The organism is Dokdonella sp. GW821-FHT11D02, assembly GCF_058808595.1.
The window spans coordinates 4,010,971-4,032,453 of record NZ_CM179520.1; the positions used below are offsets into that span (position 1 = coordinate 4,010,971).

Below are 21,483 nucleotides of genomic sequence, written 5' to 3' on the forward strand. Positions count from 1 at the left end.
AATGTGAAGCCGCAACGAAGCGCGACGTACATCGGCAAGTACGTGATAGCCCTCGACTTTACGGCGTCCTCGATTGCAGCGCAGCCAGTGGCCCTCCAACCTCGCTATTGGTGGGCGCGCTGTCGTAGCAGATCTAAGTATCCGCCCGTCAGCAAGCAAACAAAGAAATCCCCAACAACCGCGATACTCCTGCGCCACTCTGCTATCGAATCACGCCATCCGCGGCAACCGCCCGCGCACACTATCGGCATCGTGCCGCCGCGTATCGGCGATCAAATCGCGCGCCGGATCGACCTGGCCCCAGACGTTCCACAGCAAGACGCCACGCACGCGGCCGTCGTCGAGGTAATAGACCACGCCTTCGCGATACGGCTGGGTCCATTGCTCGACCACGTCGAGCCGATCGTCGAGCAGGCCGACCGCTTCGTAGCCGAGATCGAACAAGTCGGAGTAGAAGAACGGCAAGGTCGTGTAGTCATCGTCGGCGCCGGCCATCACGCGGCCGGCGTGGTGGCCCATGCCGATCGCCGCGTTCTCGTGCTCGACGCGCAGGCGCATGCCGAGCGGTGCGCACGGAAAATTGGCGACGTCGCCGGCGGCGAAAATATCCGGATCGCTGCTGCGCAGCTTGGCGTCGACCACGATGCCGTTGTCGAGCGCGAGTCCCGCCGCCGCCGCGAGTTCGGTGTTGGGGGTTACGCCGAGGCCGGCGACGACTGCGTCGTAACGCTCGCTGGTGCCGTCCGCGAGTATTAGTTCGACGCCGTCGCCGCTGTCGCGGCCACCGCTGACGCGCACACCGGGGCGCAAGCTCACACCGCGTTCGCGGTAGTAGCCGTCGAGAAAGTCGGTCAGGCCCGCCGGATAGCGGCCGGCGCCGATGCCTTCGCCGGGGAACAGCATCGTCACTTGACAACCCTTGGTCGTCAGCGAGGCGGCGAGTTCGCTGCCGATGAAGCCGCCGCCGACCACGGCGATGCGTGCGCCCGGCATCGCGTAGCGCCTCAACGCAACGTAGTCCTCGAGCGTGCGAAAGTGGATCACCCGCTCGCTCTCGATCGGCAGACGCCGCGGCGTCGCGCCGGTGGCGAGCAACAGTCGGCGATAGCGGTAGCGGTCGCCTTGGTCGTCGTCGGCGTGATGCGCGGCGCGATCGAGCGCGACGATGCGGCGCCCCAGGTGCAAAGTCGCACCGCTCTTGGCGGTGCCGAGGTCGATCGACTCGATCGGCTTGTCGTCTTTCCACAGCGCCTTCGACAACGGCGGCCGCTCGTACGGCGCGTGCGCCTCGTCACCGACGAGACCGATGCGCGCCGAAGCATCCGTTTCGCGGATCGCCTTCGCCGCGGCGTCGGCGGCCATGCCGGCGCCGACGATCAGATAGTCGTAGTCGTATTGCATCGCCGTCTCTCCGCATCGGAAAGCAAAGGATACAAGCGCTGCGGTTGCGTCGACGTTCAGACCGGCGGCGAACGCGAAAACAAAAACTCGTCATTCCCAAGGGAGATGGGAATGACGAGTAGAGCGATTTTCTGCTCTTATCGGAGTGACTGTTACGGCGTGACGTTGAGGCGGATCGGAATCAGCGTCATCGGCTTGGCCGGATCGTTGCTCGCCACGCAAAGCTGCCCCAGGTGTTCGCCCGGCGCCAAACCGCTGGCATCGATCGCGAGATCGACCGTTTGCGTGGCACCGGCGCCGACCGCGCCGGACGTCGCCGCCGGCGTCGCCCAGCTCGGCGTGCATTGGCGGTCGGCGGTGCCGATCATGGCCGCGTCGAAGTGGCCGTCCCAGCTCGTGCTGATGCCTTCCCACGCCGCGCTGCCCGGATCGCCGCCGAACTCGGGATCGTTGTTGAAGGCCTGGCCCATGCCGTTCGCTTGCACGCCCATCAGGAAGCGGAACCACATCACGCCGACGCCGTTGACGGTGTGCGAGTCGAACACCGGATAGGCGACCAACCAGTACTTGCCGGCGGCGAGATCGAGCGCGGCGCCGGCCGTGGCGAGATCGACGTCGAGCGCGTTCAAGGACAGATCCACGCCGGGCGCGTCGACCGGCAGGTTCAAGGTCCACAACGGTGTCGTGCCGTCGCCCGGATGACCCGAGGGCTTGCCGCCGGCATCGGCGTAGATCGACCAGGTGATGCTGCTCGCGTACATGTCGACGGTGTCGCCGAAGTTGGCGAACAAGAAGCCCGGCACCGACAGCTTGCGGAATGCGGTCGGCTGGTCGAGCACGATGTCGTCGCCGACGAAGGCGCCGCTGTTGGCGTCGCTGTAGAGCGAGCTGACCAAACCGTCGCGCGTGTCGGCCACCTGGTTCACCACCGGCACCGAGTTGACGCCCGCGAGCAGGTTCCAGTCCAAGCCGGCATTGCCGAGATTGCGCACGTTGAAGCTCGCGCTCGCGCTGCCGCCGGCCGCAACCTCGACGTCGAAGCGCGCCGGCGTCAGTTCGAGCTTGAACGGATCGACGAAGACCGCCGCCGGCAAATGCAGCGTCTGGCCGCTGTCGGGCGTCAAGGTGACCTCACCTTGCACATAGCCGCCCTGGTCGCGACCGCCAACGTCGAGCGCGAACTCGACATCGCCGCTGGCGCCGGGCGCCAACGTCAGCGTGCTCGGCGTGGCCGTGCCGGCGATGCCGGCGATGCTGACGGCCCAGCTGCGCGTCGCCTGGCCGACGTTGCGGAAGCTGCGTACGAAGCTGCAGTTGCCGACGCAGGAATCGCTGCCGAGGCTGGGCACGTTGAGGCTGGCCGGGTCGCCGCCGCGGGCGGGATCGGCACGCAAGTAACGGTAGCTGGTCTCGTTCATGAGCAGCTCGCTGCGGATCGCGACGTCAGCACGCACGCGACCGGCGCCCATCTCGAACGCGGTCGCCGGCGTGCCGTTGGGCTGCGCCACGATGCCCTCGTTCTTGCTGGTCAGCATCAGCGCCGACTTCACCTCGGCCGGCGTCCACTCCGGATGCGCCTTGCGGATCAAAGCCGCTGCGCCGGCGATGTGCGGCGAGGCCATCGAGGTGCCGCTGAGCACGCCGAACGAATTCGCATCGCCGGCGAACGCGGCGAGGATGTTCGAACCCGGCGCGGCGATGTCGGGCTTGAGCAGGGGCAGCGAAACCGGACCACGCGAGCTGAAGCGCGCGATCTGGTCGGGCTGTTCGACCGTCGCTTCCGATGGATAGTCGAGGCGCACCTCGGCGCTGTTGCCGGTGGCGTAGAACGCCGCCACCGCTTCGCCCTGTACCTGCGTCAGTACTGCGACCGGTATGGTCGAGCCGTCCACGCCCGGATTGATGTCGCCGGCGGCGTTGTTGTACAGCACCACCGCCGCGGCGCCGCCGGCTTGAGCGTTCAGCACTTTCGCGGCGAAGGTGCAGGTGCCGCGGCGGATCAGCACGACGCGGTCGGCGTAGCTGCCTGCCGGCGCCGGCGCACACTGCAAGGGATCGGCCGCGTTGTAGGCGAGCGCACCGGCGATCGGCGCGCTCAGCGGCACCGCCGACGTCGGAATCGTCATCGGCAGTGCGCCGAGTTCGGGCGGCACCGGCGCAGGTCCGGTCACGCGCAGCATGTTCACGAACGCGCCGCGGCCGTGCGTGCTGGCCGCGATGGTGGTCACCCACGGCTCGGCGTGGCCGCTCGATCCGGCCGACGGGCCGCTGTTGCCGGCCGAGGCGGCGACGAAGATGTCGGCGTCGACCGCGTCGAGGAAAGCCTGCGACGGCTCCTCGGTCCACGGCTCGTTACCGCCGGCGATCGAGTAGTTCAGCACGTCGACGATGCCGTCGGCGACGGCTTGGTCGACTGCCGCGACCAAGGACGGATAGAGACAATTGCCGCGGCCGTCGCCGGTGGTGTAGCAGGCGTTGTAGACGATCAGGTTCGCATGCGGCGCGACGCCGCTGATCGGCAAGGTGGGTCCGCCCGGCACCTGCGCGATGACTCGATTGCCGGCCACGGTCGAGGCGGTGTGCGAGCCGTGGCCGTTCTCGTCGACCGGGCCGGGACCGTTGGTCGCGGCCGGATCGTCGGCGAGGATGTCGGGCATGAATTCGCTGACGAAGTCGTACGCGCCGATCACCTTGTCGTTGCACTGCGGGGTCCAGTCCGGGCTCGGCAACGGACCGCACAGGCCGAGGTAGTGGCCGGCGCCGAGCGGGTTCACGTGCTGGTAGTCGCCGCTCTTTGCGGCGAAGGAAGGATGGGCGAAGTTGAGGCCGGTATCGACGATGCCGGCAACGATGCCTTCGCCGCGATTGCCGGCGGGGCCGTCGAAGCCGTCGCCGAAGACGCGGTCGGCGACGCCGTCGAGCGTGCCGTTCCAGATATTGGGCGCGCCGATCAATTGCGGACCGCGATCGGTCGCGACCGGCACGCGGCGCGGCGGCAGCACGGCAGCGACGCCGGGCAGCGTCGCCAGCCGCTTCGCTTCGGCCGCGGTCACGCGCACGACCACGCCGTTGTAAGCGTGACGGAACTCGAACTGCGCACCGACCGAAGCCAGGCTGCGGCCGAGCGCGACCGAGGCCTGCTGCAGAAAGGCCTGCTGCGCCACGCGCAGGCCGTCGAGGTAGTCGATCGCCGCCGCCGCATGCAGATCGAGCCGTTTGCCGGCGTCGATGCCGGGCAGCCTGCCCTCCCGCACCGCCGCCGCCAGCGACGGCGCCTCCAGCCGAACCAGATACGGTTGCGCGCGGCCGGCCGCGGCCGGCAACACGCGTGCGGTGTCGCCGGCTCGGCCCTGCGTCAGCGGATCGGCGAAGGCGGCCGCCGGCACGGCGGCGAGAGCGATGGCGACGACCAGCGGCAACCGGCGTAGCGGCGCGGAAAACGGCAACGGCATGATGACCTCGCGAATGGAAACCGAACGCGCACGGCGCCGCCCCCCGACGGCAAGCCTGTGCGCCGCGCGATCATCGGCGATCAGCGCGCCTGCGGCATTCCCGCGGCATACCCGTTCCATACCCGCCGCATGTCGTTGCGATGCCGCGGCCTCAATGCGCCGAGGCGACCGGCTCAGCGCGGCCGATCGGCGCGCTCGCGCCTGGTTCGCGCAGCAGCTCGGGCGCGATGCGGCGCTCGCCGGCAAGGCCGCGTGCGCGAGCCAAGCTCGCGCTCCAGGCCGCGCGCTGACCGAGCGCGTGATACAGCCGTACTTGCAGCACGGCGCAGTCGAAGTCGCGATCGGCCCAGCGCGCGAGTTCGCCGGCCGCTTCGGCCGCGCGCGGCAATTCGCCGGTGGCGATCAGCACTTGCGCGGTCGTGATCGCGACCGCAGCGATCTCCTTCGGTACGCCGGCCTGCTCGGCCGCCTGGCGCGCCTCGGCCAAGACCGGTTCGGCCGCAGCGCCGTCGGTGCCGACCAGCACATCCGCCTGCGCCAGCCGCGCCAGCGCGAGCACGCCGGCGCGCTGCGTGCCGGCGGCCCAGTCGGCGAAGCGCGTGCTTTCCTCCACCGCCGCGGCGGATTCGCCGCGACGCAACGATGCGCGCACCAGTACGCGCCAAGCCTCGGCGCGCGTGTGCGCGAACTCGGCGCCCTCGAGCGTCGCGACCGCCTGACGCGACAGCGCCGCCGCCGTCGCCGCCTCGCCGGCGGCGAGATCGATACCGGCCTGCAAGGCGCGTGCTTCGCCGAGCACGCTCGGCTCGCGCTCGGGGTTCGCGTTCTGCAGCAGGTCGGCGAGCAGCGCGCGCGCTTCGGCGAGGCGGCCGACCGCAGCCAGCGAGCGCGCGCGAATGACCAGGAAAACGCGCCGCTCGAGCGGATTCCGGATGCGCTCCATCCGCGCCATCATGCGTTCGCTGGCGCCAAGCGCCGCCGCCGGTTGCAGCAGGGCGAGGCGCGCGTCGATTTCGTTACCGAGTGTGTTGACCAGATCGGTCGGCGCATCCAGCCGCTCGAAGCGCTGCGCGGCGCGTTCGAACAAGGGCAGCGCATCGGCCGGGCGGTCGCGCATGGTCGCGACCGCGCCTTCGTTGATGTCCACGCGCGCCGCCGCGTGCGCATCGCCCGACAGATCGAAGGCGATGCGCGCACGCGCGAAGTCGCGCCCGGCTTCGGCGTACTCGGCGCGCATCGCGTGCGCGATGCCGCGCCCGGTCAGCGCGTGGCCGAGCGATTCCGGCTCGTTCTGACTTTCCAGCAACGCGATGGCTTGATCCAGCGACGGCAGCGCGACCTCGGCGCGGTTCTGTTTCAGCGCGATCGCGCCGAGTCCGGTCAAGGCGCGCGCGCGCAGCGCCGGCGCGACTTCGACCGCCAAGGTCGGCAGCAGGCGTTCGAGCCGCTCGCGCGCGGCGTCGGAGGAACCGAGCCGGTAGTCGATCTCGGACCCGCGCAGCTGCAACTCCGGCGTGGCCTGATCGGCCGCGCTCGCGGCGGCGATCGCGCGGCGCGCGCCGTCGAAATCGTTCGCCAGCAAGGCCGCGCCGACGCGCTGCGACGCTTCCGCCACGGACAGATCGAGCGCGCCTTCATCGGGCGCCGCACGCCCGAGCTGGCGCAGCAGGCGATCGGCCACTTCACGACCGACCGCGACCGCATCGCCCGCACGCGCTTCGACTTCGTGCTCGCGTCCGTCGGTTTCGTGCACGACGACGGTGACGATCCAGTCCGCACCGCTGCGCCGCGCCGAGGCCGCGACCAGCGGACCGGCACCGGCCAACTCGCGCAACGCGCGTGCGGCTTCGTTCGGCGCGGCCGTGCCGGCGACGCGCACGACCACGTCGCTCGGCACCACGACAAGACCGCCGGCGCGCAGACGTTGCGCGATCAAATCCATCAGCCCAAGTCGCAGCCAGCCGTCTTCGGCGAGACCGTCAATCGCGACCGGAATGACGGCGAAGCGCGCGGCTTCGTTCGGAATCGACGGTTTGGAGAGATCGGCCGGCGCCGATCCCAGGTACAACCCTGCGCCGATCGCGACGCAAGCCACCAACACCGCGCTGAGAGCGATCACGAGGCGAGGCTTGCGCTGCGCGACGCGCGGCTGCGGCGCAGACGCTTCTGCTTCGGTTGGAGGCGCGGATTCGAGCGTCGGCGCGGAAGTCGGCGCGGCCGCCGCGGTTTCGAGCAGCGCATCGGTCGCGATTTCCTCGCTGCGCACCGGCGCGATCCAGTGGAAGCCGAAGCGCGGCACGGTGAGGATCACCGCTTGCTGCGCACCGTCGTCGCCGACCGCGCGACGCGCTTTGACCAAGGTCTTGCCGACCAGGTTCTCGGCGACGCTGGTCTTGCCCCACACTGCCGCGACCAGTTCGTCGCGCCCGACCGCGCGGTCGCGATGTTCGAGCAGATAGGCGATGCAATCGAACACCGCCGGCGCCAGCGGCACGCGCGCTCCGGCCTGGCGCAGTTCGCGCGCGGCGACGTCCAAACTGCAGTCGCCGAAATGGTAGAGCCGCCGGATCATCGAACTCGAAAACACCGCGGCGTGCCGTCGCGCCGTCCTATCGCGACGATTGTAGCGGTGCCTGCGTCGATGACGGCAGGCCAAAGCAGGCGGCGCGCGCAAGATCGCGTTTGCGCCGGCGCGCCGCTCGTCACTCTCGCTGTGTCAAGCAGGCGGGACTTCGGTATCGAAGTCCCGCCTGCTCTCGATCACGATCTCTGCGCCGACGCCGCGCGCCGACACGAACGCGCGGGCCGGGATCCGTCCCGGCCGCGCATTTCCGTCACTGCGTGATGAACGGGTAGTACGGCTGCTTGAACAGCAAGGCCAAGTCGCTGCCCCAGACATTCTTGTTGGGGCAGTCGTTACGCGGCGTGACGCCGTTGAAGCGGTTGGTCAGATAGTTGTACGCCGGCAGCACGCCTTCGATCGAGCCGGCGACGTGCACCAGTGCGACGAACGGCGTCGGCGTCGCCGTGCGCATGATCTGCACGTTCGCCCCCGCGGCACACCACTGCTTGGCGATGTCGTTGCTCGCCTTCGGCGGCACCAGTTCGTCCCAGGTGTCGTTGTAGACCAGGACCGGCATGCTCGGCACCAGGCTCTGACCGACCAGGCTGTTGGCGCGGAAGATGTAACGGCCCGGCGCGGAATACTGCACCGGCACCCACGGCGCGACCGTGTAGTTTTCCAGGCGACCGGCGAACGCGTTGCGGATCACGCCGTCGATCGTGCACGAGGTGTCGGCGCTCTGGAGCAGCAGATGGCCGAGCGGATTGAGGTAGTCGTAGATGCCCGATTCCGGAAACGCGCGCGAGAGTCCGTTGATCGCCATAACCAACAAACCCGCCGTGATGGTGCCGTTGTTGTGCGTGTACATCTGCTCGACGTCGTTGTTCGAGCCGGCGCCGATCGTCGCGCCGACGATGTTGAGTTCGGGGGCGTAGCTGGACGCCAACACCGCCGCCCATCCGGACGAGCTGCCGCCGCCCGAGTAGCCCATCAGGCCCACTTGGGTGCCCGGGCCGAGACCCGCTGGGGCGTAGTTCAGCGTCGCGCGGATCGCGTCGAGGGTCGAATGGCCGGCCTGGGGACCTGCGATCCATTGCGACTGCGGGCCTTCGTAATCGGGAAACACCACCGCATAGCCCAAGGCCAGCGAAGGCAAGCCGAGCGACACCGCGAACTGCGACGCCGGCAGCTGTCCGTTCAACAGGCCGGTGCGCGCGTGATACGAGGGTGCGCAGCGGATGTAGGACGAATCCTCCTCCACCCCATAAGAAATCAGCGGCCGCGTGCCGTTGCCCTGCCACGGTCCCTGCGGCACCAAGATGGTCGCGACACCCGTCGTGGGCTGGTTGTGGCTGTCGACCGATTTGTACAAAACCTGATACGCGTCGACCTTCAGGTTCTGCAGCACGGTGATGTAGGGCAGGAATTTTTCCGCCTGCGTGCCGAGCCAGCTCAGCACTTCGGTCGAATACAGCGGCGCGAGAAATTGCGCATTGATCTGACGATCGCGGATGAAGCCACCGTTCGGCAGAGACTCGTAGCCGGCCGGCGGCGCGTACCAGGGATCGAGGTCGGGCGGCAGCACGGTTTCCGCCCGCAGCGGAGCTGCTGCGGCAAAACTCAGCATCAACGACAACGCACAAACCCACTTCACGAGACTGCTCGTCTTCATCGCACAATCTCCTTGGCCAGGATTGAACCGCTTCGGGTATCCATACGGATACGTACTCGAACGTATCCATCTGTATACCTAGTGTCAAGAGAGCGCGCGATGAAAGAAGACGCAGTCGAACGAAAGAGCCGCCGCAGCGCCACCGACGGCAAACGCCGGCTGATCCGAGCCGCACTACGCCTGTCCGCGGGGGGTACCTCGCTCTCGGCGCTGGGCCTGCGCGAACTGGCGCGCGAAGCAGGCCTCAACCACAACACCTTCTATCGCCACTTCGGCCACGTCGACGAACTCGGTCAGGCGGTGGCAGAAGAAGTCTCGGCGCAGATCATGGCCGGCATGAAGGAGGTGCGGAAAAACGCCGTGCGCCACGCCGACGCCACGCGCAGCGCGGCCGAATACTTCCTCGACTTCGTGCAAGAGAACCCCGAGCCGTTCGTGGTCGGACTGCGCGAGCTGTACAGCGCGTCGACGCCGATGCGGCGGGTGATTCAGCAGGTGCTAGCGCACATCGCCGCCGAAAGCGTCGAGCAAATCGTCAGCATGGATCTCGTGCCCGGCTTGCAGGAAGCGGGAATGTTGCGTGCCACCGCGGCGATCACGCATTGCATGTTCCATCTTTCGCTCGACTATCTCGAACAGCCGCAGCGGCGCGGAGAGATCGTCGAGCAGATCGTCGCGTTCGCCTATGCGCAGTTTCTCGGCGCGTTGGCGCTGCAGCGGATGGAAGAGGAGCAGCAGCGCAAGCGAACGCGACGGGAGACCGTGAAGACAGGAGTGGGATAGCGGCAATTACGGGGGTGACGTATCGACGCACGGAAATGCTTGCTGCGAGCCGAGGCAAAGCAATGCCGAGACGGCATTCCTCTCAGCAAAGACAGCACATTTCCCGTCCCTCGCGAACGAAGACCGGTCCTTACTTGAAGATTTCCTTGTTCTTCGCGTACTGCACCGCCTGCTGCCGCGTCACCAAGCCGCGCTTGACCAGATCCTGCAAACACTGATCCAAGGTCTGCATGCCGTACTGGCTGCCGGTCTGAATCGACGAATACATCTGCGCCACCTTGTCCTCGCGAATCAGGTTACGGATCGCCGGGATGCCGACCATGATCTCGTGCGCCGCGATGCGTCCGCCGCCGACCTTCTTCAGAAGACTCTGCGAAATCACCGCACGCAAGCTCTCCGACAGCATCGAGCGCACCATCGGCTTTTCGCCGGCCGGGAACACGTCGATGACGCGGTCGATCGTTTTCGCCGCCGAGCTGGTGTGCAGGGTGGCAAAGACGAGGTGACCGGTTTCGGCCGCGGTCAGGGCGAGGCGAATCGTCTCGAGGTCGCGCAACTCGCCGACCAGGACGTAGTCGGGATCTTCGCGCAGCGCCGAGCGCAGCGCCTCGTTGAAGCCGTGCGTGTCGCGGTGCACTTCGCGCTGGTTGATCAGGCATTTCTGCGAGGTGTGCACGAATTCGATCGGGTCTTCGACCGACAGGATGTGCGCGTACTCGTTCTTGTTGACGTGGTCGACCATCGCCGCCAGCGTGGTCGACTTGCCCGAGCCGGTCGGTCCGGTGACCAGGATCAGGCCCTGCGGCTGCGCGATCAGCTCCTTGAATATGCGCGGCGCGCCGAGGTCTTCCAGCGTCAGCACTTCGGCCGGAATCGTACGGAACACCGCCGCGGAGCCGCGGTTCTGGTTGAACGCGTTGACGCGGAAGCGCGCCAGGCTCGGGATCTCGAAGGAGAAGTCGACCTCGAGGAATTCCTCGTAGTCGCGCCGCTGCTTGTCCGACATGATGTCGTAGATCAGCCCGTGGATCTGCTTGTGATCCAGGGCCGGAATGTTGATCCGGCGTACGTCGCCGTCGACGCGGATCATCGGCGGCAGACCCGCCGACAGATGCAAGTCCGAAGCCTTGTTCTTGACCGAAAACGCGAGCAGCTCGGCGATATCCATGCATTCCCCCGGGTAGGTCGCGGCGCCTGCCGCCGCGCCGGAGTATATGAAATCCGTCCGCCGGCAAACTGCGCAGCGCTGCTCGGAGCGGCGGCCGGCTATGGCAAACTGGCCGACTCGCCCCTGGACCTGTGCCCCTTGCCCGCATGCCGCCCCTGAGTTTCGATCGATCCCCCCGGGCGCAGGCGGCGCTGGTGCTGGTCTCGCGTGCGTTCATCGTCGCCGTGGTCCTGTGCACGCTGGCCTACATCGTGCGCGCGGCGGTGCCGACCGTGTTCGCCGACGGCTGGTGGTTCACCGACACCTTCGTGCGCCACTACGTCGACGGCAAGCTCGGCCTGGCCGATTTCTTCAACAAGCGCGCCACGCTCGACCACGCGCAGCCGATACACCGGCTGCTGCTGTACGCCAACCTGGCCTGGTTCGAGATGGACTTCATGTTCGAGGCGCTGGCCGGCGCGGTGTTCGGCCTCGCTTTCTTCGGACTGCTCGGCACCTTGGTCGCACGCGAACTGCGCGGCAAGCCGCACACGTTGGCGACGCGCGAGCTGCTCCTGGTCGGCCTAGCGGTGAGCATCTTCTCGTTCAACAACCGCGAGCTGTTCACCTGGTCCTTGGTCACCCTGGTGTTCGTCTATCTGTTCGCCATCGCGCTGTACTTCCTGCTGCTGCGGCGCGCGATCGAACGCGCGCAGCCGCTCGTGCTGTTCGCCGCCACTCTGATCTGCTGCACCTTGCTCGACACCTCCGGCGTACTGGCCGCAGCAGTCGGTTGCGCGCTGAGCGCCTTCGCCGCTCTGGGCGACCGCCGTTACGCGGCCGGCGCACGCAATCTGGCGGCGATTCTCGCCGGCGTGGTCGTGTACAAGATCGGCTATGCGGTGCTGATGCCGATCCCCGGGCAGACTTCGATCGATACCGTGGCCCAACTCGGCCGTCTGTTCGGCCGCCTCGACGAGGCCTGGAAACTGTTGGTGATTCCGACCGGCGATGCGCTGATCTCGACCAGCCGCGTGTATTACTCGATCGCACCGGAATGGGTGTGGCCGATCGCGCTGCCGTGCGCCGCTCTGATCCTCGCCGGCCACGTCTGGTTCTGGCGCCACTACGCCAGGCACCGCGAGCAGCGCCTGCCCTTCCTCGCCGCCGGCTTGATGCTGTTCTTCTACGCTACGCTGGCCGGCATCGTCTGGGCGCGCGTGCCCGAGAACGGCTTCGATTATCTGAGCCAGCCGCGCTACCAGGTGTTCTACGCGTTGCAGATGATCGCGCTGCTGCTGATGTGGGCCTATCTCGTCGGCCGCGCGCGCGCCGTGGATGCACCGGCCTCGTCGAAGGTGCCGCCGACCGCCGGCCTCGCCGCCGGCGTTGCCGTGCTGGTCGGGCTGGCCTTGTTCTTCATGCACAGCGTGCGCGAGGAAATGCCGCATCTGCGCTACTACGAACTGCAGATGGGCCGGCAGATCCTCGCCCTCGGACAGCAAGGTCCGGACCAGCCGACCATTTGCGAAACCACCCGCTTCGAGATTTGCGACTGGCCGCCGCAAGTCCGTTACTCAATCATCGACGTGCTGCGGCGCGGTCACCTCAACGTGTACTCGGACGCGTTCATCAAACGCCGTCGCTGGACCGAGAAGATCGCCGCTCCGCCGCCATGATCTCGCCGCTGCCGCCGCTGCTCGCGCGCATCGACGCCGCTGCGCGCGCCGGCGCGAACGTGCGCCTGCTCGCCGTTTCCAAGACGCAGTCCGCTGCCGCGATCGAATCGCTGCATCGGCTCGGCCAGCGCGCGTTCGGCGAGAATTACGTGCAGGAAGCGATCGCCAAGCAGCGCGAACTCGCCGCGCTCGGTCTCGCGGCGGATGCGCTCGAATGGCATCTGATCGGCCCGCTGCAATCGAACAAAGCACGCGAAGCCGCGCGCCATTTCGACTGGCTGCAGAGCCTCGACCGCGCCAAGCTGATCGAGCCGCTGGCGCGCTACCGCAGCGGCGCGGCGACGCCGCTGAACGTGCTGATCCAAGTCAACATCGACGACGAGGCGAGCAAATCCGGCTGCGCGCCGGAGGAAGTCGCCGCGCTCGCGCAAGCGGTCGTCGCGCAGGAATCGCTGCGCCTGCGCGGCCTGATGGCGATCCCCGCCCCCGTGCCCGATAGCGAACGTCGCCGCGCCGCATTCCGCCGCATGCGTGCTTTGTTCGATGCGCTGCGCGCCGACTACGCCAACGTCGACACCTTGTCGATGGGCATGAGCGAGGATTTCGAACTCGCCATCGCCGAGGGCGCGACGATGGTGCGGGTGGGGACGGCCCTGTTCGGGGCTAGAAGCCGGGACTAGGGATTGGGAATTGGGGATTCGCAGTGCCGGCCGTCCGATGCGTTGCGGTGGCTTGCTATGCTTACCGACTACGCTGAAGGCCGCGCGGAACGATGCCGACCCATCCCCAATCCCCCATCCCCAATCCCGCTCCCAGAATCGCCTTCATCGGCGGCGGCAACATGGCGCGCAGCCTGATCGGCGCGCTGGTGCGCGGCGGTACGGCCGCAAGCGCGATCGCCGTGGCCGAGCCGAACGCAGCCTTGCGCGAGGCGCTGGCGCGCGACTTCGGCGTCGCCGTGTACGACGCTGCCGACGCGGCAGCGGACGGCGCCGAGGTGTTGGTTCTCGCGGTCAAACCGCAGGTGTTGAAAGACGTCTGCATGGGACTCGCGCCGCGGCTCGCGAACACGCGCCCACTGATCCTCTCGATCGCCGCCGGCGTGCGCATCGCGCAACTGCGCGAGTGGCTCGGCGCCGATCTGCCGATCGTACGCAGCATGCCGAACACGCCGGCCCTGATCGGCGCCGGCGCGAGCGGACTGTTCGCCAATGCCGCGGTCGATGCCGCACGACGCGTGCAGGCCGAAGCGATTCTCGCCGCGGCCGGACGCACCGCCTGGATCGAGCGCGAAGAGCTGATGGACGCGGTGACCGCTCTCTCGGGCTCAGGGCCGGCGTATTTCTTCCTGCTGGTCGAGGCGCTCGAGAACGCCGCCGTCGCGCAAGGCCTGCCGCGCGACACCGCGCGTGCGCTGGCCGCGCAGACCTGCCTCGGCGCCGGCCGCATGCTGATCGAAAGCGGCGAAGCGCCGGCGACCCTGCGCGAACGGGTCACCTCGCCGGGCGGCACCACCGCCGCCGCGCTCGATGCGTTCGCTCGCGGCGGCCTGCGCGAACTCGTCGCCGGCGCGGTCGAAGCGGCCGTCGTGCGCGGGCGCGAACTTTCGGCGAACCAATCCTGAGGAAGGCAACGATGGGCTATTTCGCCAGCGCCGGACAGATCCTGATCAATTTCGCCTTCGTTCTTCTGATTTCGCTGATCGTGTTGCGCGTGCTGCTGCAAATCGTGCGCGCGAACTTCTACAACCCGATCTGCCAGTTCCTGTACAAGATCACCAATCCGGTGTTGATGCCGATGCGCAAGCTGATCCCGGCCTGGCGCAATCTCGATCTCGCCGGCGTGCTGCTGGCCTGGCTGCTGAGCGCGATCAAGCTGTATCTCTTGTACCTGCTCGCCGGCCAGCGTCTCGGTCTGGCCGGGCTGCCGCTGGTGGCGCTGGCCGACCTGATCGACTTCGTGCTGATGCTGTACTTCGGCCTGATCCTGGTGCGCGTGCTGCTCAGCTTCGTCAACGTCGACCGCGCCAATCCGGTGGTGCCCCTGATCTACCAGCTGGCCGACCCGGTGCTGCGGCCGCTTCGAAAACGCCTGCCGGCGATCTCCGGCATCGACCTGTCGCCGATGGTCGCGATGCTGGTGATCCTGCTCGCACGCGTGCTGCTGGTCGGGCCGGTGCTGGATTTCGGTCTGCACCTCGCGCAGGGCGCGTAACACCGTCGCCATAGCGCGATTTGACGCTGGGCCGCGCACCGATGCAGTATTTCGCCGCTGCGTAGGGCGCATCGACACGGGTCGAAAGGGCCATGCCCGCCTACGGCAAACCAACGCCGTCCGCGCCCATGCCCAACCTCGAAAACCTCCGTAAGCAGGCCAAGCAGTACCTGCACTGGCACCGCGACCGTTACTACCCGGTCGCCGCCGAGATCCGTGCGGCGCTGCCGCGCTTCCGCGATCTCGACGACGAGCAGATCCTCGCCGCGCGCTTCCAACTCGCCGATGCGCAGGAACTCATCGCCAGGCAACGAGGTTTCCCGGGATGGCAGGCGCTCACCTCAGGAGCCCACGCCATGACCACTCCGCTCGACCGCGACACGCCCCGCCCGATATTGAGCTCTATTGCCGCGCAATTGTTCGTCGCCGACGTGCGCGTCGCGTGCGACTACTTCGTCGACGTACTCGGCTTCAGCGTCGATTTCGTCTACGGGGAGCCGCCGTTCTACGCGCAAGTCGGCCGCGATCGCGCCAAGCTCGCGCTGCGCCTGGTGCACGAGGCGGTCTTCGCCGGCGATGTGCGCACGCGCGAAGACCTGCTGTCGGCGACCATCACACTCGACCGCGCCGCCGATCTGAAACGGCTCTTCCTCGACTACCAGGCCAGCGGCGCGCGCTTCCATCAAACGCTGCGCACCGAACCGTGGGGCGCGCGCACCTTCATCGTGCTCGACCCCGACGGCAACCTCATCCTGTTCGCAGGTCCCGCCGACTGAGGCGATCGCCGCGGCCGGCCCAGTCGACGACGAGACGGTGGATCGCATCCAGCCCGTCGAACAATGCCGCTGGGCCCGGCTGCAGGATGATCGGCGACTTGATCTCGTGCAGCTCGCCGTCGCGCACCGCCGGGATCGCCGCCCAGCCCGCGCGCGCGGCGACCTTGTCGGGCCGGAACTTCTTGCCGCACCAGGAGCCGAGGATCAGATCGGGCGCACGCCGCACGACTTCGTCCGGGTCGGCCAGGATGCGATCGCGCGCAAGCGGCTGCAGCGCGCGTTCGGGAAAAACGTCGTCGCCGCCGGCGATGCGAATCAGCTCGGCGACCCAGCGGATGCCGCTGATCAGCGGCTCGTCCCATTCCTCGAAGTACACGCGCGGCCGCCGCGGCAACGCCGCCGCGGCGCGTTCCACCTGCGCCAGATGTTCTTCGGCGCGTCGTGCGTGCGCTTCCGCGCGCACGTGCGCGCCAACCAGCGCGCCGAGCCGGCGGATGTAATCGAGGATGCCGGCGACGCTGCGGTGATTGCTGATCCAGACCTCGACCCCGGCCTTGACCAGCTCGCGCGCGATATCGGCTTGGATATCGGAAAACCCGACCACGAAGTCCGGCTCCAGCGCGAGGATCGCCTCGATCTTCGCGCTGGTGAATGCGGACACCTTGGGCTTCTCCTTGCGCGCGCGCGGCGGCCGCACGGTGAAGCCGGAGATGCCGACGATGCGATCTTGCTCGCCGAGCGCGTACAGCACTTCGGTCGGCTCTTCGGTCAGGCAGACGATGCGGCGTGGGCCGATGGCTAGTGACATGTCGCGATTGTCGCATTCGCCTCGACGGTAACGGCGAGCTCAGCCTTCGACCGGATACAAACCGTCGGCGAAATCGCTGCCGTGATAGCCCTTGGTGCCGATCGAGCGCGCCAACGGACTGCGCGGATCCTCGCCCGCGCGCAGCGAGGCCAGGATGTGCGCGAAGTCGTAGCGCGGCTTCCAACCGAGCTCGCTGCGGGCCAGCGCGTTGACGTAGACGCGATCGATCGAGGCATGCATGCGCCAGCCGAGCTGCGCATACACCGCTTCGTAATCCGGCACGCGCCGACGCACCACCGCCGGCGCGTCGGCGCGCAGTTCGGCCAGATCTTCCCGCTCGAACGGCGTGGTCGCGCTCAGGATGTAGCGGCCGAAGCCGAGCGCGGGAGCGCGCTCGATCGCGAGCAGGTGCGCGTCGACCAGATCCTGCACGTCGACGCGGCGATAGAGGAATTCGTTCGCCTTCAGATTCGCATCGGCGTAGACATCGCGCCGCTGCGGATCGTCGTCGGGTTCGGGAAAGAAGCGCGAGGTGCGCAGCACCAGACACGGCAGGCCCTGCTTGCGCTGGAACAGGCGGCACAGATCCTCGGCCGCGGTCTTGGTCGCGCCGTAGATGTTCTTCGCCACCGGCGCCACCTCTTCGGTGATCCACGCCGCCGGCGCACCCGGCGGCGGTACCAGCGCAGCGCCGAAGGTGCTGGTGGTGCTGGTGTAGACGAATGCCCCGACGCCGTTCGCGGCAGCCGCTTCGAGCAGATTCAAGCTGCCGCTGATGTTGGTGTCGACGAAATCCTGCCGCGTATGCGTGGCGACGTGCGGCTTGTGCAAAGTGGCCGCATGCAGCACCGCTTGCACGCCTCGCATGGCGCGCTCGACGAAGGCGCGATCGACGATCGAACCGACGTGATCGGTGTAGGGCGAAGCGACGCGATCGAGGCCATACGCCGCGCGTCCCTGCGCGCGCAGGCAACGCATCAGGGCCTCACCGAGATGACCGGCGCTGCCGGTGACGAGAATGCTCATGGGCGGTTATTCCAACGGCTTGCGAAAGTACACCACGCGCTCGGTCTCCTCGAAGCCATACGCGGCGTGCGCGGCGTGGCTGTCGATGTTGTCGAGTGACGCGTCCGACGCCAGTTCGGTGCAGCCTTGCTGGCGCGCCCAACGTTCGACCGCCGCGACCAGGGCGCGACCGACGCCATCGCGGCGCGCGGCCGGCGCCACGTACAGCCCTTCGAGAAATCCGACCGGCGAGCTGTCGGTGCCGTTGACGTAATCGTGGCGCAGGCTCGCCTCGGCGAAACCGATCGGCGTGTCGGCGCTGTCGAAGGCGAGCAAGGCGACCGCAGCATCGGGGTCGTCGAGCGCCTCGAGCACTTCGCGCAGGTGTGCGGCCGCGTCGTCCTCCGGCCACAAGGCCGCGCGCAGATCGGCCAGCGCGGCAGCGCTGTCGGCGTCCACGGCACGGATCGTCGTGCGCGGCGTCACGGATACAACAACCGCTGGGTCCATTCCTGCGCACCGGCTTCGTACAGCACGCGCTCGTGCAGGCGGAAATCCGCGCCGTACCAGAATTCGATCCGCCGCGGCGCCAGCACGAAACCGCCCCAATGCGGCGGTCGCGGCACCGCCACGCCGGCATAGCGGCGCTCGACCTCGGCCAGACGCGCCTCGAACTCCGCGCGATCGCGCAACGGGCGCGACTGCTGCGAAGCCCAGGCCCCGATCTGGCTGCCGCGCGGGCGGCTGGCAAAATAAGCATCCGATTCCGCCGCCGACAGCTTGCCGACCTCGCCCTCGACACGCACCTGCACGCCGCCACGCAGGGTCTTCCAGTGAAAGCACAGTGCGGCCGACGGTTGCGCGGCGAGCTGCACGCTCTTGTCGCTGTCGTAGTTGGTGAAGAAGCGGAAGCCGCGCTCGTCGACGCCCTTGAGCAACACCACGCGTGCGGAAAGACGCAGTCCCTGCGCCGTCGCCAAGGTCATTGCGGTCGGCTCGGGATCGCCGGCGGCGGTCGCCTCGGCGAGCAGGTTGCGGAAGGTAGCGAGCGCCTCTTGGTAGAGTGCGGCGGAAGCGGCGGCAGGAGGATTCATGCGCGAAAATGCTAGCACGCCGAACGGCTACCCCGATCGCGTCGTGACCGCGACGCTCGACGCCCTGCTCTCGCGCCGGTACGCACGGCGCGCGCCGCAGCTGATCGGACTCTCTGGTCTGCAAGGCAGCGGCAAGAGCACCTTCGCGCGCCAACTCGCCACAGCAGCCGCGGCACGCGGCGTCTCTTGCGTGGTGCTCTCGCTCGACGATTTCTATCTCGGCCGGCGTGCGCGCCGGCAGCTCGCGCGCGCGATCCATCCGCTGTTCGCTACGCGCGGCGTGCCCGGCACGCACGACCTCGACCTGCTCACGCGCACGCTGGCCGCGCTGCGCCGCGCGAGTGCGCAGCATCCGGCGCACCTGCCGCGCTTCGACAAGGGACGCGACACACGCCTGCCGCCATCGCGCTGGCGCCGCGTGGTCGAAGCGCCGCGCCTGATCCTGCTCGAAGGCTGGTGCATCGGCGTGCCGGCGCAAAGCGAGGCCTCGTTGCGGCGCGCGTTGAACGCGCTCGAACGCGACGAGGACCGCGAACTGCGCTGGCGCCGGCACGTCAACGACGAACTCGCCGGCGGCTATGCGCGGCTGTGGCGCGCGCTCGATGCCTTGGTCCTGCTGCAGGCGCCGAGCTTCGAGATCGTCGCGCGCTGGCGCGACGAGCAGGAACGTGCGCTGCGCCGGCGCGGTGCTGCGCAGGCGATGGATCGCGCTGCGCTCACGCGTTTTCTGCTGCATTACGAGCGGCTCAGCCGGGTCGCGTTGCGCGAACTGCCCGCGCGCGCCGATCTGCGTCTGCTGCTCGATCGCCGCCGCCGCGTGCAGCGCATCGTCGCGCGCTGAACCGCGGTATCAAGCCTCCGCGGAGGTGTCCTGCAGCGCGCGTTGCATCACGCCGACGAACTGATCCAGGTTCAACGGCTTGGTCAGGTAGTGATCGGCCCCGGCACGCAGCGAGGCGTCGCGCGCCTCACCGGTCGAGGTCGCCGACAAGGTGACGATGCGGCCGCGATAGCCGTGCGAGCGCAGCTGGAACACGGCCGCGTTGCCGGACAAGCCCGGCAATTCGACGTCGATCAAGAGCACGTCGGGCGGTTGCCGCGTCGCTTCGGCGATCGCGCCGGCGGCGTCTTCGGCCAGGCGCACTTGGAAGCCGAGGTCGACCAGCAAGACCTCGAGCAACTGCGCGATGTCGGGATCGTCGTCGACCACCAGCGCGCTGACGCCGTGACGAAACGGCGCCGCCGCGCGCGCGGCGGCCGGCTTGATCGCTTGCGCACGTTCCAGCGGCGGCAGTTCGACGCGAAAACGTGTGCCGCGACCGAGCGCCGAGTCGAGCTGCAACTCGCCGTGCATCTGTTCGATCAGCCGCCGCACGATGCTGAGGCCGAGGCCGGCGCCCTTGCTGCCCGATTGGCCGCCGCGATTGAACGGCTTGAACACGCTGTCGCGGAACTCGGGCGAGATGCCGATGCCGCTGTCGGCGACCTCGATGCACAAACGTCCGTCGCGCCAAGCGAGATCGCAGGCGATTTCGCCCTTCGCGGTGTAACGCACCGCGTTGGAGAGCAGGTTGACCACGATCTGACGCAAGCGCACTTCGTCGAACACAGGCGCCGCGCCGTCTTCGATCAAGAGGCCGACGCGGAAGGCGACGCCTTTGTCTTCGGCCAGCGGGCGGAACATCGCATCGAGATCGCGCGCGAGCAGGGCCAAATCGACTTCGACTGCGTTGAGCAAGGCGACGCCCGATTCGCCGCGGCCGTACTCGAGCAAGTTCTCCGCCAGCGTGAACAGATACGTCGCGTTGCGGCGCACCGCCTGCAGCGCCTGCGCCGCGTTCGCACTGCCGTCGATGCGGCGTTCGAGCAGGTGCAGGTAACCGAAGATCGAAGTCAGCGGCGTGCGGAATTCGTGGCTCAAGGTCGCGATCAGCGCGTTCTTCAGCGCGTTCGCTTCTTCCAGATCGGCACGCTGGCGCTCGAGTTCGTTGCGGATTTCGGTGAGGCGGCCGATCGCCTTGGATTTCTCGTGTCCGGTCAATACTGCTTCGTGGCCGAGCTGCTGCTGCGCGCGCTGGCGCTCGCGTTCTTCGGCGGCATCGAGCAAGAGCACGTGGAAGCCGGATGCATCCGGAATCAGATGCACGTGCGCGCTGCGGCCGTTGGCGAATTCGACGAACGGAAGATCGTGCGCCGCATCCAGCGGCAGGCCGACGAACAGATCCTGCAATTGGCTGAGCCCGTGTTCGGAATCGAGACCGTAGAAGGCGGCTTCGCCGCGTACTTCGCGCAAGCGCCAATCGCCTTCGAAGCTCAGCAGCAGCGGCTGCGCGCGGCGCATCACGGTGTCGCGCAAGTAGGTCTCGACCGGCGGCGGCAGCTTCGCCCCCGACATCACGGCGGCAACCTCGTAGCGAGATCGGCGAACGCCGCTTCGACGCCGTCGCCCGACAACGCACTGGTCTCAAACACCGGCAAGCTGCGGCGCAGATCGGCCAGGGTGGCCGGCGCGACTTCCCAGCGGTCGATCAGATCGAGTTTGTTGACGGCGAGCGCGACCACCGCGTTCGGCAGCAGGCGGCGCGACTGCATCAGAAGATTCAATGCCGAACCGAGGCTGGCTTCGCGCGTGCCGTCGGCGACCAGCAACAAGGCCGCGGCGCCGCGCAGATAGTTCTCGCCCGGCGCATCGAGCGCGCCGCGGCCGGCGATGTCCCACAGCACGAACTTCTGCGGTTCGCGTCCGGGCAGCGCGACTTCCTTGCTGTCGACCTTGACCCCGACCGTGGTCAAGTATTTGGCCGAGAAGGTGCTGCGCACGAAGCGCGCGACCAGGCTGGTTTTGCCGACGCCGAAGTCGCCGAGCATGCAGAGTTTGTGCGTGCGCAC

18 protein-coding genes are annotated in these 21,483 nt (G+C 68.0%); 7 read left to right on the forward strand and 11 right to left on the reverse strand.

Going from position 1 to position 21,483, the window contains the following annotated elements:
* Window positions 1-210 precede the first annotated feature (210 nt).
* From AC3QL3_RS17125 to AC3QL3_RS17140, 4 genes are all read right to left on the reverse strand, one after another.
* Window positions 211-1,401 (reverse strand): NAD(P)/FAD-dependent oxidoreductase, encoded by a 1,191-nt coding sequence (locus tag AC3QL3_RS17125; RefSeq protein WP_492895294.1) that lies wholly within the window; start codon window positions 1,399-1,401, stop codon window positions 211-213.
* A gap of 152 nt (window positions 1,402-1,553) precedes the next feature.
* The gene (locus tag AC3QL3_RS17130) at window positions 1,554-4,853 is read right to left on the reverse strand and encodes a S8 family serine peptidase (protein ID WP_492895295.1); all 3,300 of its coding nucleotides are present in this window, start codon (window positions 4,851-4,853) and stop codon (window positions 1,554-1,556) included.
* A 151-nt stretch (window positions 4,854-5,004) separates the two neighbouring features.
* Window positions 5,005-7,425, reverse strand: coding sequence for a winged helix-turn-helix domain-containing protein (locus AC3QL3_RS17135; protein ID WP_492895296.1), 2,421 nt, complete (start codon window positions 7,423-7,425; stop codon window positions 5,005-5,007).
* A gap of 262 nt (window positions 7,426-7,687) precedes the next feature.
* Window positions 7,688-9,088 carry a lipase family protein gene (locus AC3QL3_RS17140; protein WP_492895297.1) on the reverse strand — a complete coding sequence of 467 codons (1,401 nt, stop codon included), beginning with the start codon at window positions 9,086-9,088 and terminating at the stop codon, window positions 7,688-7,690.
* Window positions 9,089-9,187: 99 nt separating this feature from the next.
* On the opposite strand from AC3QL3_RS17140, the gene AC3QL3_RS17145 reads away from it, so the two are divergent.
* The gene (locus tag AC3QL3_RS17145) at window positions 9,188-9,871 is read left to right on the forward strand and encodes a TetR family transcriptional regulator (RefSeq protein ID WP_492895298.1); all 684 of its coding nucleotides are present in this window, start codon (window positions 9,188-9,190) and stop codon (window positions 9,869-9,871) included.
* Between the two features lie 130 nt (window positions 9,872-10,001).
* Here AC3QL3_RS17145 and AC3QL3_RS17150 read toward each other — a convergent pair whose 3' ends face one another.
* Entirely contained in the window at window positions 10,002-11,039 is a 1,038-nt protein-coding gene (locus AC3QL3_RS17150) for a type IV pilus twitching motility protein PilT (protein WP_492895299.1), read from the reverse strand.
* A gap of 194 nt (window positions 11,040-11,233) precedes the next feature.
* On the opposite strand from AC3QL3_RS17150, the gene AC3QL3_RS17155 reads away from it, so the two are divergent.
* The 5 genes from AC3QL3_RS17155 (at window position 11,234) to AC3QL3_RS17175 (ending at window position 15,687) form a co-directional block, all read left to right on the forward strand.
* The gene (locus AC3QL3_RS17155) at window positions 11,234-12,697 is read left to right on the forward strand and encodes a hypothetical protein (protein ID WP_492895300.1); all 1,464 of its coding nucleotides are present in this window, start codon (window positions 11,234-11,236) and stop codon (window positions 12,695-12,697) included.
* Window positions 12,694-13,377: a YggS family pyridoxal phosphate-dependent enzyme gene (locus tag AC3QL3_RS17160; protein ID WP_492895301.1), complete on the forward strand. Its 684-nt coding sequence runs from the start codon at window positions 12,694-12,696 to the stop codon at window positions 13,375-13,377. The genes AC3QL3_RS17155 and AC3QL3_RS17160 overlap by 4 nt, the downstream gene beginning before the upstream one ends.
* A 92-nt stretch (window positions 13,378-13,469) precedes the next feature.
* The gene (gene proC, locus AC3QL3_RS17165; protein WP_492895302.1) at window positions 13,470-14,321 is read left to right on the forward strand and encodes a pyrroline-5-carboxylate reductase; all 852 of its coding nucleotides are present in this window, start codon (window positions 13,470-13,472) and stop codon (window positions 14,319-14,321) included.
* Window positions 14,322-14,332: 11 nt separating this feature from the next.
* The gene (locus AC3QL3_RS17170) at window positions 14,333-14,911 is read left to right on the forward strand and encodes a YggT family protein (RefSeq protein WP_492895303.1); all 579 of its coding nucleotides are present in this window, start codon (window positions 14,333-14,335) and stop codon (window positions 14,909-14,911) included.
* Between the two features lie 128 nt (window positions 14,912-15,039).
* Entirely contained in the window at window positions 15,040-15,687 is a 648-nt protein-coding gene (locus AC3QL3_RS17175) for a VOC family protein (protein ID WP_492895304.1), read from the forward strand.
* Here AC3QL3_RS17175 and AC3QL3_RS17180 read toward each other — a convergent pair.
* Genes AC3QL3_RS17180 through pdxH form a run of 4 tightly spaced genes read right to left on the reverse strand, consistent with a single transcriptional unit; the run spans window position 15,659 to window position 18,594 of the window.
* Window positions 15,659-16,495, reverse strand: a complete 837-nt coding sequence (locus tag AC3QL3_RS17180; protein WP_492895305.1) for a cobalamin-binding protein — start codon at window positions 16,493-16,495, stop codon at window positions 15,659-15,661. The two genes, AC3QL3_RS17175 and AC3QL3_RS17180, sit on opposite strands and share 29 nt — an antisense overlap.
* A 39-nt stretch (window positions 16,496-16,534) precedes the next feature.
* The gene (locus AC3QL3_RS17185) at window positions 16,535-17,521 is read right to left on the reverse strand and encodes an NAD-dependent epimerase/dehydratase family protein (RefSeq protein ID WP_492895306.1); all 987 of its coding nucleotides are present in this window, start codon (window positions 17,519-17,521) and stop codon (window positions 16,535-16,537) included.
* Between the two features lie 6 nt (window positions 17,522-17,527).
* A complete protein-coding gene (aac(6'), locus tag AC3QL3_RS17190) occupies window positions 17,528-18,010 on the reverse strand; it encodes an aminoglycoside 6'-N-acetyltransferase (RefSeq protein WP_492895307.1) in 483 nt (160 codons plus the stop codon).
* Window positions 17,983-18,594 (reverse strand): pyridoxamine 5'-phosphate oxidase, encoded by a 612-nt coding sequence (gene pdxH / locus AC3QL3_RS17195; protein WP_492895308.1) that lies wholly within the window; start codon window positions 18,592-18,594, stop codon window positions 17,983-17,985. The genes aac(6') and pdxH overlap by 28 nt, the downstream gene beginning before the upstream one ends.
* On the opposite strand from pdxH, the gene AC3QL3_RS17200 reads away from it, so the two are divergent.
* The gene (locus AC3QL3_RS17200; RefSeq protein WP_492895309.1) at window positions 18,593-19,435 is read left to right on the forward strand and encodes a kinase; all 843 of its coding nucleotides are present in this window, start codon (window positions 18,593-18,595) and stop codon (window positions 19,433-19,435) included. The genes pdxH and AC3QL3_RS17200 overlap by 2 nt on opposite strands.
* 9 nt (window positions 19,436-19,444) lie before the next feature.
* Here the strand turns inward: AC3QL3_RS17200 and AC3QL3_RS17205 are convergent, their stop codons facing one another.
* Together AC3QL3_RS17205 and AC3QL3_RS17210 are read right to left on the reverse strand one after the other, a co-directional pair.
* A complete protein-coding gene (locus AC3QL3_RS17205) occupies window positions 19,445-20,989 on the reverse strand; it encodes a hybrid sensor histidine kinase/response regulator (protein WP_492895310.1) in 1,545 nt (514 codons plus the stop codon).
* Entirely contained in the window at window positions 20,989-21,483 is a 495-nt protein-coding gene (locus AC3QL3_RS17210; RefSeq protein WP_492895311.1) for a Rab family GTPase, read from the reverse strand. The genes AC3QL3_RS17205 and AC3QL3_RS17210 overlap by 1 nt, the downstream gene beginning before the upstream one ends.

Bases quoted from the DNA above. Each gene is read 5' to 3' on its own strand.
- AC3QL3_RS17140 (WP_492895297.1), bottom strand. From the start codon at position 9,088: ATGAAGACGAGCAGTCTCGTGAAGTGGGTTTGTGCGTTGTCGTTGATG.
- AC3QL3_RS17170 (WP_492895303.1), top strand. From the start codon at position 14,333: ATGGGCTATTTCGCCAGCGCCGGACAGATCCTGATCAATTTCGCCTTC.
- pdxH (WP_492895308.1), bottom strand. From the start codon at position 18,594: ATGAATCCTCCTGCCGCCGCTTCCGCCGCACTCTACCAAGAGGCGCTC.
- AC3QL3_RS17125 (WP_492895294.1), bottom strand. From the start codon at position 1,401: ATGCAATACGACTACGACTATCTGATCGTCGGCGCCGGCATGGCCGCC.
- proC (WP_492895302.1), top strand. From the start codon at position 13,470: ATGCCGACCCATCCCCAATCCCCCATCCCCAATCCCGCTCCCAGAATC.
- AC3QL3_RS17185 (WP_492895306.1), bottom strand. From the start codon at position 17,521: ATGAGCATTCTCGTCACCGGCAGCGCCGGTCATCTCGGTGAGGCCCTG.
- AC3QL3_RS17130 (WP_492895295.1), bottom strand. From the start codon at position 4,853: ATGCCGTTGCCGTTTTCCGCGCCGCTACGCCGGTTGCCGCTGGTCGTC.
- AC3QL3_RS17200 (WP_492895309.1), top strand. From the start codon at position 18,593: ATGCGCGAAAATGCTAGCACGCCGAACGGCTACCCCGATCGCGTCGTG.
- AC3QL3_RS17175 (WP_492895304.1), top strand. From the start codon at position 15,040: ATGCCCAACCTCGAAAACCTCCGTAAGCAGGCCAAGCAGTACCTGCAC.
- AC3QL3_RS17135 (WP_492895296.1), bottom strand. From the start codon at position 7,425: ATGATCCGGCGGCTCTACCATTTCGGCGACTGCAGTTTGGACGTCGCC.
- AC3QL3_RS17150 (WP_492895299.1), bottom strand. From the start codon at position 11,039: ATGGATATCGCCGAGCTGCTCGCGTTTTCGGTCAAGAACAAGGCTTCG.
- AC3QL3_RS17205 (WP_492895310.1), bottom strand. From the start codon at position 20,989: ATGTCGGGGGCGAAGCTGCCGCCGCCGGTCGAGACCTACTTGCGCGAC.
- AC3QL3_RS17145 (WP_492895298.1), top strand. From the start codon at position 9,188: ATGAAAGAAGACGCAGTCGAACGAAAGAGCCGCCGCAGCGCCACCGAC.
- AC3QL3_RS17180 (WP_492895305.1), bottom strand. From the start codon at position 16,495: ATGTCACTAGCCATCGGCCCACGCCGCATCGTCTGCCTGACCGAAGAG.
- AC3QL3_RS17160 (WP_492895301.1), top strand. From the start codon at position 12,694: ATGATCTCGCCGCTGCCGCCGCTGCTCGCGCGCATCGACGCCGCTGCG.